Origin of the sequence: Luteimonas yindakuii, from assembly GCF_004803715.2 — a bacterium.
Taxonomy (GTDB): Bacteria; Pseudomonadota; Gammaproteobacteria; order Xanthomonadales; family Xanthomonadaceae; genus Luteimonas; species Luteimonas yindakuii.
In genome coordinates this window covers 816444-832807 of sequence record NZ_CP039383.2, presented here as the reverse complement: position 1 = coordinate 832807, position 16364 = coordinate 816444, and the positions used below count along the sequence as shown (strand labels likewise).

Annotated in this window: 14 protein-coding genes; 5 read left to right on the top strand and 9 right to left on the bottom strand. The window is 69.5% G+C overall.

The window, feature by feature from the left end; translation table 11 throughout:
• Positions 1 to 5: 5 nt before the first annotated feature.
• A complete protein-coding gene (locus E5843_RS03775; protein WP_134672755.1) occupies positions 6 to 326 on the bottom strand; it encodes a Rieske (2Fe-2S) protein in 321 nt (106 codons plus the stop codon).
• 93 nt (positions 327 to 419) lie between these two features.
• Here E5843_RS03775 and E5843_RS03770 point away from each other — a divergent pair, with 93 nt between their 5' ends.
• The 4 genes from E5843_RS03770 to E5843_RS03755 all read left to right on the top strand — a co-directional run bounded on the left by E5843_RS03770 (position 420) and on the right by E5843_RS03755 (position 3465).
• Positions 420 to 704, top strand: a complete 285-nt coding sequence (locus E5843_RS03770) for a hypothetical protein (RefSeq protein ID WP_243732990.1) — start codon at positions 420 to 422, stop codon at positions 702 to 704.
• A 10-nt stretch (positions 705 to 714) separates the two neighbouring features.
• Entirely contained in the window at positions 715 to 1434 is a 720-nt protein-coding gene (locus tag E5843_RS03765; protein ID WP_134672754.1) for a fumarylacetoacetate hydrolase family protein, read from the top strand.
• Between the two features lie 31 nt (positions 1435 to 1465).
• Positions 1466 to 1897, top strand: a complete 432-nt coding sequence (mscL, locus tag E5843_RS03760) for a large-conductance mechanosensitive channel protein MscL (protein ID WP_134672753.1) — start codon at positions 1466 to 1468, stop codon at positions 1895 to 1897.
• Positions 1898 to 2082: 185 nt separating this feature from the next.
• A complete protein-coding gene (locus E5843_RS03755) occupies positions 2083 to 3465 on the top strand; it encodes a M28 family peptidase (RefSeq protein WP_134672752.1) in 1383 nt (460 codons plus the stop codon).
• A 42-nt stretch (positions 3466 to 3507) separates the two neighbouring features.
• On the opposite strand, the gene E5843_RS03750 is transcribed toward E5843_RS03755, so the two are convergent.
• The 5 genes from E5843_RS03750 to E5843_RS03730 form a co-directional block, all read right to left on the bottom strand.
• A complete protein-coding gene (locus E5843_RS03750; RefSeq protein WP_136411869.1) occupies positions 3508 to 4494 on the bottom strand; it encodes a TrmH family RNA methyltransferase in 987 nt (328 codons plus the stop codon).
• Between the two features lie 2 nt (positions 4495 to 4496).
• Positions 4497 to 5987 carry an alanine/glycine:cation symporter family protein gene (locus E5843_RS03745; protein WP_136411868.1) on the bottom strand — a complete coding sequence of 497 codons (1491 nt, stop codon included), beginning with the start codon at positions 5985 to 5987 and terminating at the stop codon, positions 4497 to 4499.
• Positions 5988 to 6177: 190 nt separating this feature from the next.
• On the bottom strand, positions 6178 to 6711 hold the full coding sequence (locus tag E5843_RS03740) for a GNAT family N-acetyltransferase (protein WP_134672749.1): 534 nt from the start codon (positions 6709 to 6711) through the stop codon (positions 6178 to 6180).
• Entirely contained in the window at positions 6704 to 9841 is a 3138-nt protein-coding gene (locus E5843_RS03735; protein ID WP_141065687.1) for an efflux RND transporter permease subunit, read from the bottom strand. Before E5843_RS03735 ends, E5843_RS03740 begins: the two co-directional genes overlap by 8 nt.
• Positions 9842 to 9874: 33 nt before the next feature.
• Positions 9875 to 11020: an efflux RND transporter periplasmic adaptor subunit gene (locus tag E5843_RS03730; RefSeq protein WP_136411867.1), complete on the bottom strand. Its 1146-nt coding sequence runs from the start codon at positions 11018 to 11020 to the stop codon at positions 9875 to 9877.
• A 200-nt stretch (positions 11021 to 11220) separates the two neighbouring features.
• Here E5843_RS03730 and cysK point away from each other — a divergent pair, with 200 nt between their 5' ends.
• Entirely contained in the window at positions 11221 to 12177 is a 957-nt protein-coding gene (gene cysK, locus E5843_RS03725; protein WP_136411866.1) for a cysteine synthase A, read from the top strand.
• A gap of 30 nt (positions 12178 to 12207) precedes the next feature.
• On the opposite strand, the gene E5843_RS03720 is transcribed toward cysK, so the two are convergent.
• The 3 genes from E5843_RS03720 to E5843_RS03710 form a co-directional block, all read right to left on the bottom strand.
• Positions 12208 to 13215: a class I fructose-bisphosphate aldolase gene (locus tag E5843_RS03720; RefSeq protein ID WP_136411865.1), complete on the bottom strand. Its 1008-nt coding sequence runs from the start codon at positions 13213 to 13215 to the stop codon at positions 12208 to 12210.
• Between the two features lie 179 nt (positions 13216 to 13394).
• Positions 13395 to 14858 (bottom strand): pyruvate kinase, encoded by a 1464-nt coding sequence (gene pyk, locus E5843_RS03715; protein WP_136411864.1) that lies wholly within the window; start codon positions 14856 to 14858, stop codon positions 13395 to 13397.
• Positions 14859 to 14987: 129 nt separating this feature from the next.
• Positions 14988 to 16160, bottom strand: a complete 1173-nt coding sequence (locus tag E5843_RS03710) for a phosphoglycerate kinase (protein WP_134672743.1) — start codon at positions 16158 to 16160, stop codon at positions 14988 to 14990.
• Between the last annotated feature and the right edge of the window lie 204 nt (positions 16161 to 16364).

The window sequence follows — 16364 nt, the reverse complement described above, 5'->3', positions numbered from 1 at the left end:
CCGGCTCAGGCCAGCACCACGTTTCCATCGCGCACCTCGACGGTGACCGCACGCAGGCTCTGGCCACGGCACGGCCCGGCCACGCACAGACCGGCCGCGGTCTCGAAGCTCGCTCCGTGCGCGGCGCAGACCAGCAGGCCGTCCTTCGATTTCAGGAACTGCCCGGGTGCCCAGTCCAGCCGTCGTCCTGCGTGCGGGCAGATGTTGAGCCAGGCACGCGCGGTGTCGCCGTCGCGATGCACGATCAGCGATTCCGCCACGCCATCGACCAGCGCCTCGGTCTCGATGAAGCCGGCATCGGGAATGGCGGACAGGGCGATCAACATCGGCAACGACTCCGTTTAACGAACTGGTTACTTCCAGGAACCCGTGGCGTCGGATACTGTCCAACACAACGTCTTCACATTGTCACACGGCCGATGTTCTCGAACACCCTGCATACCCTCCGCCTGCGCCTGCACTCGTCGATGTTCGACACCCTGCTTGCACCGCGCAAACCACGGCATCCGCTGCTGCGCATCGGCCTCGGCCTGCTGGGCCTGGCACTGCTGGCGGTGCTGCTGGTGTTCGGCGTGGCGATCGGTGCGGGCATGCTGGCCATCGGCCTGGTGGCGCGCGTGCTGCACCAGCGTTCGCGGCCGGTCGCACGCGCCGAGGTGCTGGATGCCGAGTTCCGCATCGTCGACAAGCCGCTGCTGCGCTGAAGGATTCCCGATGGACGACGTGATCCAGGCGCCGGCGACGCCGCGTGTGCGCGTGCTCGGCGGTGGCCGGTTTCCGGTCCGTCGCATCTATTGCGTCGGTCGCAACTTCGCCGACCACGCCCGCGAGATGGGTGCGGACGTGCCGGCATCACGCGAGGCGCGCGGTCGGCCGGTGTTCTTCATGAAGCCTGCGGACGCGGTGGTGACCGACGGTGACGTGCCCTACCCCTCCGCCACTTCCGACCTGCACCATGAAGTCGAGCTGGTGGTGGCGATCGGTCGCGATGCACCCCCAGGACCGCTCGCCGTCGATGCCGCAGCCGCGCTGGTGTACGGCTACGGCGTCGGCCTCGACCTGACCCGCCGCGACCTGCAGGCCGAGGCCAAGGCCAAGGGCCTGCCCTGGGATATCGCCAAGGGCTTCGATGCCTCCGCCCCGGTCGGCGAACTGGTGCCGGCCGGCATGTTGCCCGCCGCCGCGCTGCCGGCGCTCGAGCTGTCGCTGACGGTCAACGGCGAGCTGCGCCAGTGCGCGCCGCTGTCGCAGCTGATCTGGAACGTCGACGAGATCCTCCACGAGCTGTCGATGCTGTACCGCTTGCGTGCGGGCGACCTGGTGTTCATGGGCACGCCGGCCGGCGTGGCCGCGCTGTCGCCGGGCGACCATTGCGTGGCCACGCTCGGCGACATCGCGCGCATGGAATGCGGGATCCACCCTGCGCGCGTATAGTCGCGCCGTCTGTCCACCAGGAGGCTGCACGATGGGCGTACTTGCCGAGTTCAAGGAATTCGCCGTCCGCGGCAACGTCATCGACCTGGCCGTGGGCGTGATCATCGGTGCGTCGTTCGGCAAGATCGTCACCGCGCTCGTCGACAACGTGATCATGCCGCCGATCGGCCTGCTGATCGGCGGCGTGGACTTCGCCGACTGGGAAATCATGCTGCGTCGCGAGACCATGGATGCAGCCGGCGAAGTGGTGCCGGCGGTGACCATCGGCATCGGCATCTTCCTCAACACGCTGATCCAGTTCGTGATCGTCGCGTTCGCGATCTTCCTGCTGGTGAAGTTCATCAACCGGCTCAAGCGCAAGCAGGCCGAGTCGCCCGCCGAAGCGCCGCCGCCGGCAGAGGACGTCCTGCTGCTGCGCGAGATCCGCGATGCGCTGAAGACCCCGCCGGGCCGCGTCGGCTAGCGACTGCTGCCACGGCGCGATCGACGCGTCCCCATACGGGGCCGCCCGCTGGCACAGAAAACCCGATGTTCCTCTCGCGCTACGCATGACACGCGTTTGAACACGACTCCGTGGCGCGCGGCATGTGGCGCGGCGCCGGGCTGCTAAGCTCGCGCTCCTTCCCGTTTCGACGATTGGAGTGTGCGATGCGCGTTGCCGCCCTGTTTTTCGCCCTAGCGTGCGTGTCCACGGCGCAGGCGCAGGATCCACTGCGACCCGCGGCACTCGACACGGCCTCGCAGCTGCGCGAACGCGCACTTGGCGACGGGACCGGCTATCGCATCATCGAATCGCTGACCACCGAGATCGGACCGCGCCTGCCCGGCAGCGAAGCCGACGCACGCGCGGTGGCCTGGGCGCAGGCGAAGTTCGAATCGCTGGGCTTCGACCGGGTCTGGACCGAACCGGTGACGTTTCCGAAGTGGGAACGCCGCAGCGAGCGTGCCGCGGTGGTCGGTGCGCATGCGCAGCCACTGGTGGTCACCGCACTGGGCGGAAGCCCGGGTGGCACGGTGGAGGCGGAGATCGTGCGCTTCGCCGACTTCGCCGCGCTCGACGCCGCGCCTGCCGAGGCGGTCGCCGGGAAGATCGTGTTCGTCGACTTCGCGATGGAGCGTACCCGCGATGGCTCCGGCTACGACGCTGCCGGCCCGGTGCGCGGTCGCGGGCCGTCGGTGGCCGCATCCAAGGGCGCGGTGGGCTTCCTGATGCGCTCGTTGAGCACCAGCCGCAACCGCGTCGCCAATACCGGCATCACCCGCTTCGCGGAAGGCGTGACCCCGATTCCCGCGGCTGCGACCTCGCTGCCGGATGCCGAGCAGCTGGTGCGCCTGCTCGAGCGCGGCCCGGTGCGGGTGCGCATGGAACTGGATTGCGGCTGGAACGGCGAGTACACCTCGTACAACGTGATCGGTGAACTGACCGGCCGCGAGGCGCCCGACGAGATCGTGGTGCTCGCCAGCCATCTCGATTCATGGGACCACGGCACCGGCGCCGTGGACGACGCCTCCGGCGTGGGCATCACCATGGCCGCGGGCCACCTGGTCGCACAGTTGCCGCAGCGCCCGCGCCGCAGCCTGCGCGTGATCGCGTTCGCCAACGAGGAACAGGGTCTGCTCGGTGCGCGCCAGTACGCGCAGCGCCACGCGGACACGATGGCGCAGCACGTGGTCGGCGCGGAGAGCGACTTCGGCTCCGGGCGCATCTATGCATTCAACACCAGCGCAAAGGACGGCGACCACGCGCTGTCGCGGCAGATCGCCGGTGCGCTCGCGCCGCTGGGCATCGAATTCCTGCCCGACCAGGGCGGCCCCGGCCCCGACATCATTCCGCTGGCGCAGGCGGGGATGCCGTGGGCATGGCTGGGCCAGGATGGCAGCGGCTACTTCGACCTGCACCACAACGCCGACGACACCTTCGACAAGGTCGACGCGGACGACGTGAAGCACAACGTCGCCGCCTACGCCGTGTTCGTGTGGCTGGCGGCCGAGGCGGATGCGGAGTTCAGGACGACCGGCGACGCCGAGTAACGTCCCACCTGCGCCGACCCGCCACGGCGGGTCGGTGTGCGCTCAGTTGCCCCGCGTCGCCGCCCAGTGCGCCAGCAGCACCGCGGTTGCCGACGCCACGTTGAGGCTGTCCACCGCACCGGTGCCGGGGATCGATACCCGCAGGTCACAGGCGGCGGCGAGTTCCGCATCCATGCCTTCGCCCTCCGCACCCAGCACGTAGACCAGTCGCTGCGGTGCGGCTGCCGCGAACAGCGGCCTGCCCTCGCGCACGACGGTTGCAGCCAGCTCGAAGCCCGCCGCGCGCAGCGTCGGGATCGACTCGGCGGTCGGCCCAAGCCGCACCAGGGGGACCACCTCGGCGCCACCCTCGGCAACGCGTGCGGCGGCACCCGACAATGACAACGTACTGGTCTCGGCAAGCAGCACAGCGGCCACACCGAAGTGCGCGGCCGAGCGCAGGATGGCGCCGAAGTTGTGCGGATTGCCCACACCGTCCAGCCACAGCAGGCACTGCGGGCCTGGCTCCAGCGTCGGCAGCCAGTCGGCCAGCGACAGCGGTGGCGGGCGCAGCACGTCCGCCACCACGCCTTCGTGGTGGGCGCTGGCGGCGAGCTTGCCCAGCTCGTCGTCGGTCACCACGCGGTAGCCGACGCGCTGCGCCACGCACCATTTCAGCAGCGGCTGCAGGTGCGGGATCCGCGACTGGTTGAGATAGACCTTGCGGATCGCCTCGGGGCGGCGTGCGAACACCGCCTGCACCGCGTTGAAGCCGTGCAGGCGCAGCTCGCCGCCACGACCGCCACGTGGCGGTGGCGGCGCCTCCGGGGCGCTCGTGTCCGTGCGTCCGGCCGATGCGGGGCGCGGGCCATCGCGGCGCGGCGCGGAGCGATCATCCCGACCCTGCGTGCGGCCGCCCGGCCACGGCGCACGGTCACCGCGCGGCGGCGTGCGCTCCCCGCGTGCGGCTGGATCCGCAGGCGCATCGCCCTGGCGGCGCGGGCCGCGCCGCCAGGGACCGGGATCGTCGTCGGAGCCGCGTCCAGTCATGCTCAGCGCTTCCTGTTGACCCAGAAATCGGCATTGCGGATGCCGAGCTTCAACGGGTCGAACTGCGGGTCCAGCCCCGCCTTCTTCTGTGCTTCGTAGTCGCGCAGCGCCAGCAGCGCCGGCTTCTGCAGCAGCAGGATCGCGATGATGTTGAGCCAGGCCATCATGCCCACGCCGATATCGCCCAGCGTCCACGCCATGTCGGCGGTACGCACCGCGCCGAACACCACCATCGACAGGATCGCGATGCGCAGCAGCAGCGTGGCCCACGGCCGCGTGCGATGGCCGTTGAGGTAGGTCAGGTTGGTCTCGGCCATGTAGTAATAGGCCATGATCGTGGTGAACGCGAAGAAGAACAGCGCGATCGCCACGAAGCCCGCACCCCAGCCCGGCAGGACCGATTCAATGCCCGCCTGGGCGAAGCCCGAACCCGCCTGCACGCCCGGCAGCGCCTCGTAGATCACCTGGCCTTCCGGCAGCACCACGTTGTACATGCCGGTGGCAAGGATCAGGAACGCGGTGGCGGTGCACACCAGCATGGTGTCGAAGTAGATGGCCCAGGCCTGCACGTAACCCTGCTTGGCCGGGTGCGAGACCTCGGCCGCCGCGGCGGCGTGCGGGCCGGTGCCCTGGCCGGCCTCGTTGGCATAGATGCCGCGCTTGACGCCCCACTCCACCGCCAGGCCCAGCATCGCGCCGAAACCGGCGTGCACGCCGAACGCGCTGCTGAAGATGATCCGGAACATTTCCGGCAGGAAATCGTAGTTCAGCACCATCACCACCACCGCGGTAAGGATGTAGCCGATCGCCATGAACGGCACCACGACCTCGGCGAACATGGCGATGCGCTTCACGCCGCCGAAGATGATCACCGCCAGCAGCAGCGCCACCACCAGCCCGATGCCGAGCTTGAGCGCGGTGCGCGCATCCATGCCCAGGAAGCTGCCGTCGAGGCTTCCGCACAGGTTGCCCTGGCAGGCATTGGTGACGCTGTCGGCGATCGCATTGGCCTGCACGCCCGGCATCAGCAGGCCGGCGGCCAACAGCGTCGCCAGCGCGAACAGCCACGCGTACCACTTCTGGCCCAGGCCCTTCTCGATGTAGTAGGCGGGACCACCGCGATAGCGGCCCTCGTTGTCCTTTTCCTTGTAGATCTGCGCCAGCGAACTCTCGATGTACGAGGTGGACGCGCCGAGGAAACCCATCACCCACATCCAGAACACCGAACCGGGGCCGCCGAACGCGATCGCGGTGGCGACGCCGGCGATGTTGCCGATGCCGATGCGGCCGGCCATCGACATCGACAGCGCCTGGAACGACGACACGCCGGCGTCGGAACTCTGTCCGGTGAAGGTGAGCCGGGTCATTTCGATGAAGCCGCGCACCTGCATGAAGCGGGTGCGGAACGAGAACCACAGCCCCGCGCCCAGACACAGCGCGATCAGCGCGTTGCTCCAGATCAGTCCGTTCAGCCAGACGAGTATCGAATCCACCCTTGTCTCCCCAGTCGGTTCCGGCGCGGCACCCGGATGGCACGCGCGAAAGGACGCACGATAGCGGATTCACCCCACCCTGCGCGTAGGCCGTTCCGCATGGTCGGGGCATCGGTGGCGTGCCTTCGCAGCGTCGGGTACGTACGCCCGCCCATTCACCGATGATGTCCGCACTGGCCGGCCGGCGAGGCTATCCGCGAAGACGCGCGTACATGCGCAGGTCGTGCAGGCGGCCGCGCTTGAGCACGGCGCGTCGCAGCACGCCTTCTTCGATGAAGCCGTTCTTCTCCAGCACCCGCGCCGAGGCGTGGTTGAAGTCGAGCACGGTGGCCTGCAGGCGCTGCAGGTCGAGCGCGACCATCGCCCACGGCGCGAACGCAGCAACCACTTCCGTCATGATGCCGCGGCCCCAGTGGCGGCTGCCGAGCCAGTAGCCGAACTCGGCACCGACCGCGCGTTCACCCGCGAACGTGCGCAGGCCGATGCCGCCCACCGCACGCCCGTCCAGAGTGATCGCGAACACCGGCGCCGTGAGGTCGACGACGTCGCCGGCGAGGAAGGCGATGCCATCCTCGCGCGTGTAGGGAAATGGGAAGCGGTCGCTGGTGCCGCGCGAGACCTGTTCGTCGTTGGCGTGCTCGAGCAGCGCGTCGAGATCGTCGCCGCGCCACGGACGCAGCGCGATGCCGGGCCCGACGTCGGGCGGCAGCCAGGCCTCAGGCATGGCCGCCGACGGTCGGCGTTTGCTGCTCCAGCCGCTGCAGCTCCTGCGCCAGCGCCTCCGGCGACCGGGTGTACGGCGCCAGCAGGGTGTAGAACGCCGGCACCACGTACAGCGTGAGCAGGGTCGCGAAGGCCACGCCGGAAATGATCACCACGCCGATGGTGCCGCGGCTGGCCGAGCCCGGTCCCCCGGCCACCACCAGCGGGATCGCGCCCATCACCGTGGCTGCTGCGGTCATCAGGATCGGACGCAGGCGGATCGACGCCGATTCCACGATGGCGCGGGCCACGTCGCGGCCCTCGTCGCGCAGCTGGTTGGCGAACTCGACGATGAGGATGCCGTTCTTCGCCGCCAGGCCGACCAGGATGATGATGCCGATCTGGCTGAACAGGTTGAGCGTGCCGCCGGTCACCCACAGCCCCAGCAACGCGCCGAGCACCGCCAGCGGCACCGTCAGCATGATCACGATCGGATGCAGGAAGCTCTCGAACTGCGCCGCCAGCACCAGGTACACCACCAGCAGTGCCAGCGCGAAGGTCAGCACCACCGCGCCGCCGGCTTCCTGGTATTCGCGCGACTCGCCCTTCCAGTTGATCTGCGCGTAATGCGGCAGTTCCTCGGCGGCCACCCGGTAGCTCCAGTCCAGCGCCTCGCCCATCGTGTAGCCGGGCGCGAGTCCGCCCGACAGGGTGATCGCCCGCATGCGGTTGAAGCGGTTGAACGAGCCCGGCTCGGCGATCTCGGACAGCGTCACCAGGTTCGACAGCGGCACCAGCGTGCCGTCGCGCGAACGCACGTAGGTGTTCTCGAGATCCGAGGGCTGCATGCGGCTGTCGCGGTTGGCCTGCAGCATCACGTCGTATTCCTCGCCGTCGGAGACGAAGGTGGTCACCTGGCGCGCGCCCATCATCGTTTCCAGCGTGCGCCCGATCTCGGTCACGCCGACGCCAAGGTCCGCCGCACGGACGCGGTCGATGTCCACGCGCATCTGCGGCCGGGTTTCCTTGTAGTCGCTGTCGACGTCGACGATGCCGGGGTTCTCCTCGATGCGCGCCAGCATGCGGTCGCGCCACTGCGCCAGCTCCTCGTAGTTCGGCCCGCCCAGCACCAGCTGGTAGCGCTGGCCGCGGGTGCTGATCAACCCGCCCGGCACGTTGGCGCGCACCTGCACGCCCGGCAGCGAGTCGAACTCCGGCCGCAGCTCGCGGATGACGTCCTCGGCAGTGGCGTCGCGATCGGACCAGTCCTGCATGAACACCACGATCTGCGCGGTATGCATTTCGGTGCCGCCGCCCCATCCGCGCGGCGCGCGTGAATTGACGCGCTGGATCGGTTTGTCGTCGCCGATGAAGCCGGCCATCATCCGCTCGACCTGCTGCAGCTGCTCCACGGTGTAGTCGAAGCCTGCGCCTTCCGGACCATCCACCATCACGAAGAAGCGGCCGCGGTCCTCGGCGGGCGCGAGTTCGCTCGGCACCCGTGCCAGCAGCAGCACGATCAGCGCGAGACACACCAGCATCACCGCCACCATCAGCGCGAGGACCCGCTTGCCCGGCAACGCGACCAGCCGCGCGAGCTGCCGCCCGTAGGCGTTGCTCGTGCGCGTCAGCTGGCGGTTGATCCACTGATTGAAGCCGCTCTGCTTCGCACCATGCGGCCGCACCAGCTTCGAGCACATCATCGGCGTCAGCGTCAGCGCGACGAACGCCGACAGTGCCACCGCACCGGCCAGCGCGACCGCGAGCTCGCGCATCAGCCGGCCGCTGTTGCCTTCCATGAAGCCCACCGGCAGGAACACCGCCACCAGCACCGCGGTGGTGGCGATCACCGCGAAGGCGACCTGCCTGGTGCCGCGGCTGGCCGCGACGAGTGGAGGCTCGCCGAGATCGGCACGTCGCTGCACGTTCTCCAGCACCACGATGGCGTCGTCCACCACCAGGCCGATGCACAGCACCAGCGCGAGCAGGGTCAGCAGGTTGATCGAGAACCCGAATGCGTAGAGGCCGATGAACGCCGCGACCAGGCAGACCGGCACGGTGACCGCGGGGATCAGCGCCGAGCGGATGCTGCCCAGGAACAGCCAGATCACCAGCACCACCAGCACCATCGCCTCGCCGAGCGTCCAGTACACGCGCTTGATCGATTCCTCGATGAACACGGTGCCGTCGTAGGCGACGAAGATGTCGGTACCGGGCGGCAGCGTTTCCTGGATGCGCTCGGCCTCGGCGCGCGCCAGCCGCACCACGTCGAGCGCGTTGGCGGTGGAGGTGCGCACGATGCCCACGCCCACGTTGGGCACGAAATTGCTGCGCAGGTAGGCGCGGCGCTCACGCGGTCCCAGCTCGACCTGGGCGACGTCGCCCAGGCGCACCACGTGGCCGTCGTCGCCCTTGCGCAGCGGCAGCTGCGCGAACTGCTCGGGCTCGCGGTAGCCGCGTTCCACGCGCAGGGTGAAGTCGCGCGATTGCGATTCGATGCTGCCGGCGGGCAGTTCCACGTTCTCGCTGCGCAGCGCACCCTCGATGTCGGCGGCGGTGATGCCGCGCGCGGCCATCGCATCGCGATCGAGCCAGATGCGCATCGAATAGCGCTGGTTGCCGCCCAGCACCACGCGCGCCACGCCATCCAGCGACGACAGCCGATCCACGACGTAGCGGTCGGCGTAGTCGGTCAGCTCCAGCGTGTCCATGGTGTCGGAGCGCATGTTGAGCCAGACGATCACGTCGCCATCGGATTCCGCCTTCTCCACTTCCGGCGGATCGGCTTCCAGCGGCATCCGGTCCATCACCCGGCTGACGGCGTCGCGTACGTCGTTGGCGGCGGCTTCGATGTCGCGGCTGAGGTTGAACTCGAGGGTGATGCTGGAACTGCCGTTGCGGCTGCGCGATTCCAGCGTCTTGATGCCTTCGATGCCGGCCAGCGCGTCCTCGATGATCTGGGTGACGCGGGTTTCCACCACGGCCGCCGACGCGCCGGGATAGGTCACCGACACCGAGACGATGGGCGGATCGATGTTGGGCATCTCGCGCAGGGTGAGGCGCGTGAAGGACATGATGCCGAGCACGATGAGCAGCAGGCTCATCACGACCGCGAACACCGGGCGCTTGATGGAGAGATCGGATAGACGCATGGGAACTCGTGGCTGGCGCTAGGGGGGGCGGGATCAGCCCGCGGGCACGGCGTCCGGCGCCGGTGCCACCGTGGTTTCCGGCAGGATCGCGCGGCCGTCGTCGTCCAGCCCCGGTTGCGGGCCCGCGCCGCGCGCGGCTTCCTGGATCCGCATGCCGGCGCGCAGCTTGCCGGTGCCGTCGACGACGATGCGATCGCCCGGCGAAAGACCTTCCACCACTTCGGCCAGCCCGGAAACCCGCGAACCGACCCGGATCGGCGCCTGCTCGACGACGTCGCCATCGAGCACGCGATAGACGAAGGTGTCGCGACCGACCTGGATCACCGCGATCTCCGGCACCACCAGCGCCTGGCGCGACGGCCGCTGCAGGTCGACCTGCACCAGCATGCCGGGTTTCAGCACGCGGTCGGGGTTCGGGAAATCTCCGCGCACGGTGACGGCACGGGTGGCGGGGTCGATGCGCGCGTCGATGGTGTCCACGCGTCCCTGGAAGGTGCGGTCCGGGTACGCGATGCTGGTGCCCAGCAGGGTCTGGCCCACGGCGAGATTGGCCAGCTGCGCCTCGGGCACGGTGAAGTCGACATAGACGCTGGAGATGTCGTCGAGGGTGACGATCTCGGTGCCCGGCTGCACCAGTGCGCCGGGGCTCACCCGGCGGATGCCGACCACGCCGGCGAACGGCGCGCGGATCAGACGGTCGCCGAGGTTGGCGCGGATCTCGTCGACGCGGGCACGTGCGGTCGCGCGCAGCGACGACTGCGTATCCAGCGACGCCGTCGAGATCAGCTGCTGGTCCGCGAGCTGCCGCTGACGCTCGAACAGCCGGTCGGCCTCGGTCGCGGCGGCCTCGGCGGCGGCGAGCGCGGCCTGTTGCTGGTTGCCACTCAGGGTGACCAGCACCGTGTTGCGCTCCACTTCCTGCCCGCTTTCGAAATGCACCCGGTCGACGACCTCGCTCACCTTGGCGGTGACGGTGATCGACTCGCGCGACTGCACCGTTCCCAGCGCGGGGATGGTGTCGTTCCAGTCGCGCAACGCGATCTCGGCGGTGGTGACGACCGCGGCCTGCGGGCCGGCGGGCGGGGCCTTGTCGTCGCTTCCGCATGCGGTCAGTGCCACGACGAACAGGACGGGGACCACGGCGCGGGTGGCCAGGGACAGGAAACGCAAAGGCTGCATGGGATCGGGGGGCCGGCAGGGGAAAAACCCGACCATTCTAGGCGGCGCCGGCGTGAGGTCCCTGTGCCGTCAGGCACAGGCGGCCATCACCCGCGCAGCGTCAACCGTTGGCGCTTTCATGCGTTACGCGCGATCCTCGTCGCGGGCCCGACGCCCTGCCGGCATCCGCGCCTCCCTCCCCCCGCACCGGAGCAGCCGCAATGATCCATCAATCGATCCTCGACACGATCGGACGCACACCCGTCGTCCGCCTGCACCGCATCGGTCCGGCACACGTCGAACTCTACGCCAAGGTGGAGAGCTTCAACCCCGGCGGTTCGGTCAAGGACCGGCTCGCGATCGCCATCATCCTCGACGCCGAAGCGCGCGGCCTGCTCAAGCCCGGCGACACCGTCGTCGAGGCCACATCGGGCAACACCGGCGTGGCGCTGGCAATGGTGTGCGCCGCGCGTGGTTACAAGTTCGTCGCCATCATGGTGGAGACGTTCTCCATCGAACGCCGCAAGCTGATGCGCGCCTACGGTGCACGGGTGATCCTGACGCCCGCCGCCGAGCGCGGCAGCGGCATGGTGCGCAGGGCGGAGGAACTGGCGCAGAAGCACGGCTGGTTCCTTGCCCGCCAGTTCCAGAATCCCGCCAACCCGGGCTACCACCGCAACACCACCGCGGCCGAGATCCTCCGCGACTTCGCCGGCCGCCGGCTGGACCACTTCGTCACCGGCTGGGGCACCGGCGGCACGCTCACCGGCGTCGGCGAGGTGCTGCGCCTGGCGCGACCTGAGGTGGAAGTGGTCGCCTGCGAGCCGGCCGGCGCGGCAATGCTGCAGGGCAAGGAATGGGCCTCGCACAAGATCCAGGGCTGGACACCGGATTTCGTGCCGGAAGTGCTCAACCGCGATGCCGCGCACCGGGTGCTGTCGGTGACCGATGCCGACGCCATCGACACCGCGCGCCGCCTCGCCACCGACGAAGGCATCTTCGCCGGCATCTCGGCCGGCGCAACGATGGCGGCGGCGCTCGACGTCGCGCGCGAGGCCGAGGACGGCGCGGTGGTGCTGGCGATGGTGCCCGACACCGGCGAACGCTATTTCTCGACCCCGCTGTTCGAGGGCGTCAACGAGGGATCGGACGACGACTGGCTGGCCGGGCTGCCGTAGCGCCGGCCGCGTCGTCGGCCGACGGTCGACTCAGGCCGGCGTCCACTCGCCCAGTGCGGCGAGGCCGTTGTCACGGGCGCGCGCATGGACGATCTCCTGCGCGCGCGCGACGTTGTTCGCCGGATCCTGCGCCCAAAGCTTCAGCGCAGCCTGCTGCATGGCGCGGCCATACGAGAACGACAGCGGCCACGGGTTCGGGCCCATGCGGTTCATCGCGTCGAGGTGCGCGGTGGCGTCCTCGTCGGACTGCCCGCCGGACAGGAAGACGATGCCCGGCAGGATGGCCGGCACCGCCGACTTCAGGCACATCAGCGTCGAGGAGGCCACCTCGTCCACCGCCACCTGCTCGTCGCAGCCCTTGCCCGGCAGCACCATCGATGCCTTGAGGATGGTGCCCTCGAGCATCACGCCCTGGTTGTAGAGCGCATCGAACAGCGAACGCAGCACCACCTCGGAGACCTCGTAGCAGGTCTCGATGTCGTGGTCGCCGTCCATCAGCACTTCAGGCTCGACCATCGGCACCAGGCCGTTCTCCTGGCACAGCGCGGCATAGCGTGCCAGCGCATGGGTGTTGACCTCGATGCAGGTGCCCGACGGCATGTCCTCGCCGATGTGGATCACCGCGCGCCACTTGGCGAAGCGCGCACCGAGCCGGTAGTACTCGCGCAGGCGCTCGCGCAGTCCGTCGAGACCTTCGGTCACCACTTCACCCGGGAAGCCGGCCAGCGGCTGGGTGCCCCTGTCGACCTTGATGCCCGGGATGATCCCGGCGTTGCGCATCACCCGGGCGAACGGCACGCCGTCGCGGGTGGACTGGCGCAGTGTCTCGTCGAACAGGATGGCGCCGCTGATGTGCTCGCCGAGCTTCGGCGTGGTCAGCAGCATCTCGCGGTAGGCGCGACGGTTGTCTTCGCTGTTGGCGATGCCGACCGCCTCGAAGCGCTTGCCGATCGTGCCGTTGGACTCGTCGATGGCGATGATGCCCTTGCCCGCAGCCACCATGGCCTGTGCGGTTTCGGCAAGCTGTTCGATGCTCATGGGGTGTCATCCGGGGGCGTATGCAGGGCCGCGGATTATAGCCCCGTACCCCTGCCCATCCCCTGCCCGCGTTGCGGTGGACACCGATCGACGCCAGCTGCGAACGCCCGATGTGAGCGGCCGCGGGTGGGCATGGCAAGGTCCTTCGTGCGAGGCCGCGCGCTCGACACGCGCGGGCTTTACAGCTCGCCCAGCCCCTCGGCGCGGCCCTCGTCGCCGACCCGCAGCAGCCGCAGCGTGTTCGTCGCGCCGTGGGTTTCCATGTGCTCGCCGCTGGTGAACACCACGCGGTCCCCGCACGCCAGCATGCCGGCCTCGACCAGCTGCTGGATGCTGCCGCGCGCCGCATCGCGCGGGGTCTGGCCGCGGCTGTCGTAGTCGAACGCGAACACGTCGCGCATCAGCCGCATGCGCCGGCGCGCGCCCGGGTGGCGCGAGAATGCGTAGATCGGCGCGTTGGAACGGAAGCGCGACAGGAAGCGCGCCGTGCCGCCCGACTCGGTCATCGCCACGATCGCGCGCACGCCGATGTGCTCGGTGAGGAACATGGCCGCCATCGCGATCGCCTGGTCGGCGCGCTGGAGGTTGCGCTGCGCCTGCTCGAAGTTGGTGTCCTGGTTGAACTGGCGTTCGGCGCCCAGGCAGATGCGCGCCATCGCCTCTACCGCGCGCAGCGGGAAATTGCCCGCCGCGGTCTCCGCCGACAGCATCACCGCGTCGGTGCCGTCGATCACCGCGTTGGCCACGTCCAGCACTTCGGCACGGGTCGGGATCGGCGACTCCACCATCGACTGCAGCATCTGCGTGGCGGTGATCACCACGCGGTCGCGGGCCAGCGATTCGCGGATGATCTTCTTCTGCAGGCCCGGCAGCTCGGCGTCACCGATCTCCACGCCGAGATCGCCACGCGCGACCATCACCACGTCGCTGGCATCGATGATCTCGCCGAGGTTCTCGATCGCCTCGGCGCGTTCGATCTTCGACACCAGCGCGGCATCGCTGCCCGCCGCACGCGCCAGTGCGCGCGCTTCCTCCATGTCGGCGGCATTGCGGCAGAACGACACCGCGATGAAGTCGACATCGAGCTCCGCGGCCACCTTGATCAGCGCGCGGTCGTGTTCGGTCAACGCACCCAGCGACAGTCCGCCGCCGAGGCGGTTGAGGCCCTTGCGGTCGGACAGCGCACCGTCGTTGAGCACGGTGGTCACGATGCGCGGCGCCTCGATCGACTCCACCCGCAGCTGCATCAGGCCATCGTCGAGCAGCAGCACGTCGCCGGCGTTGAGGTCGGCGGGCAGGCCGAGATAACTCACCCCGACCTGGTGCACGGTGCCGGGGCCGGCGTCGTCGCTGGCCACCAGGTCGAAGCGCTCGCCGGCGCGCAGTTGCACGCGACCCTCTGCGAACCGTTCGATGCGGATCTTCGGGCCCGGCAGGTCGGCGAGGATGCCGATTTCCGTGCCGACCCGCGCCGCGGCCTCGCGCACCGCCTGCGCCCGCGCCTTCTGCGAGGCGGGATCGCCATGCGAGAAGTTCAGCCGCACCACGTCGACGCCTGCATGCAGGAGGGCGTCGAGCACGCCCGGTGCGTCGGTGGCGGGGCCGAGGGTGGCGAGGATGCGGGTGCGGCGGCGGTGGTTCATGTGGTCAGAGCTGCGCGTCGAAGTGGACACCAACATAGCGTGTCCATGCGCGTGCGGCACAGGCGCGGATGCGTCGCCTGCCTGCAACGCCCGCGCCCGGGCGCGCATGCGACCCGGGCGCGGAGCGGATCAGCCGCGGCTGCGCAGCGCCGCCACGGCCGGCAGGGTCTTGCCTTCGAGGAATTCGAGGAAGGCACCACCACCGGTCGAGATGTAGCCGATGTCGCCGGCGATGCCGAACTTGTCGATCGCGGCGATGGTGTCGCCGCCGCCGGCGATCGAGAACGCGTGGCAGCGCGCGACCGCACGTGCCACCGCCTCGGTGCCCCGGGCGAAGGCATCGAACTCGAACACGCCGACCGGGCCGTTCCACACCACGGTGCCGGACTCGCCCAGCAGTTGCGCGTAGTGCTTCGCCGTCTTCGGGCCGATGTCGAGGATCATCTCGTCCGCGGCCACCGCATCGACCGGCTTCACCACCGCCTCGGCGCTGGCGCTGAACTCGCGCGCCACGACCACGTCCAGCGGCACCGGGATCTCGGCGCCCTTGGCCTTGGCATCGGCGAGGATCTGCCGCGCGGTGTCGAGCAGGTCGGGCTCGTGCAGCGACTTGCCCACGGAATAGCCCTGCGCGGCGATGAAGGTGTTGGCGATGCCGCCACCGACGATCAGCTGGTCCACTTCACCGACCAGGTTGGTCAGCAGTTCCAGCTTGGTCGACACCTTGCTGCCGCCGACGATGGCCAGCAGCGGCCGCGCCGGATCGCCGAGCGCGCGGCCGAGTGCGTCGAGCTCGGCCATCAGCAGCGGACCACCGGCGGCGACGGGCGCGAAGCGGATCGCGCCATGAGTGGACGCCTGCGCACGGTGCGCGGTGCCGAACGCATCCATCACGAACACGTCGCACAGCGCGGCGTACTTGCGCGCCAGCGCCTCGTCGTCGGCCTTCTCGCCGACATTCATGCGGCAGTTCTCGAGCATCACCAGTTCGCCCGGCTGCACGTCGACGCCATCGACCCAGTCGCGCACCAGCCGCACTTCGCGCTTGAGCAGCGTGCCGAGGTGCGCGGCGACCGGCGCCAGCGAATCGGCCTCGCTCCAGCTGCCTTCGGTCGGTCGACCGAGGTGGGACATCACCATCACCGCGGCGCCCTGGTCCAGCGCGTGCTTGAGGGTCGGCAGCGATGCGACGATGCGCTGGTCGGACGTGATGCGACCGTCCTCGATCGGGACGTTGAGGTCCTGCCTCACCAGCACACGCTTGCCGGTCAGGTCGAGGTCGGTCATTCGCAGAATGGACATGGGACGCAAGGCTCGCTCAGGAAGGAAGCGCCAACGGGCGGCATGGAGGCCGGGCCGGCATCGGCGGCGCGCTATTGTCGGCCTGTGTGCGAAGGGGGGCAAACCGGACGGCCACGCCACGCCGTCCGCTGCGGGTACAGCACGTCCGCAGTCCGCTCGTGGATGAACCGATCGGAAACCGCAACGACGGTTCTGGCGCCGACC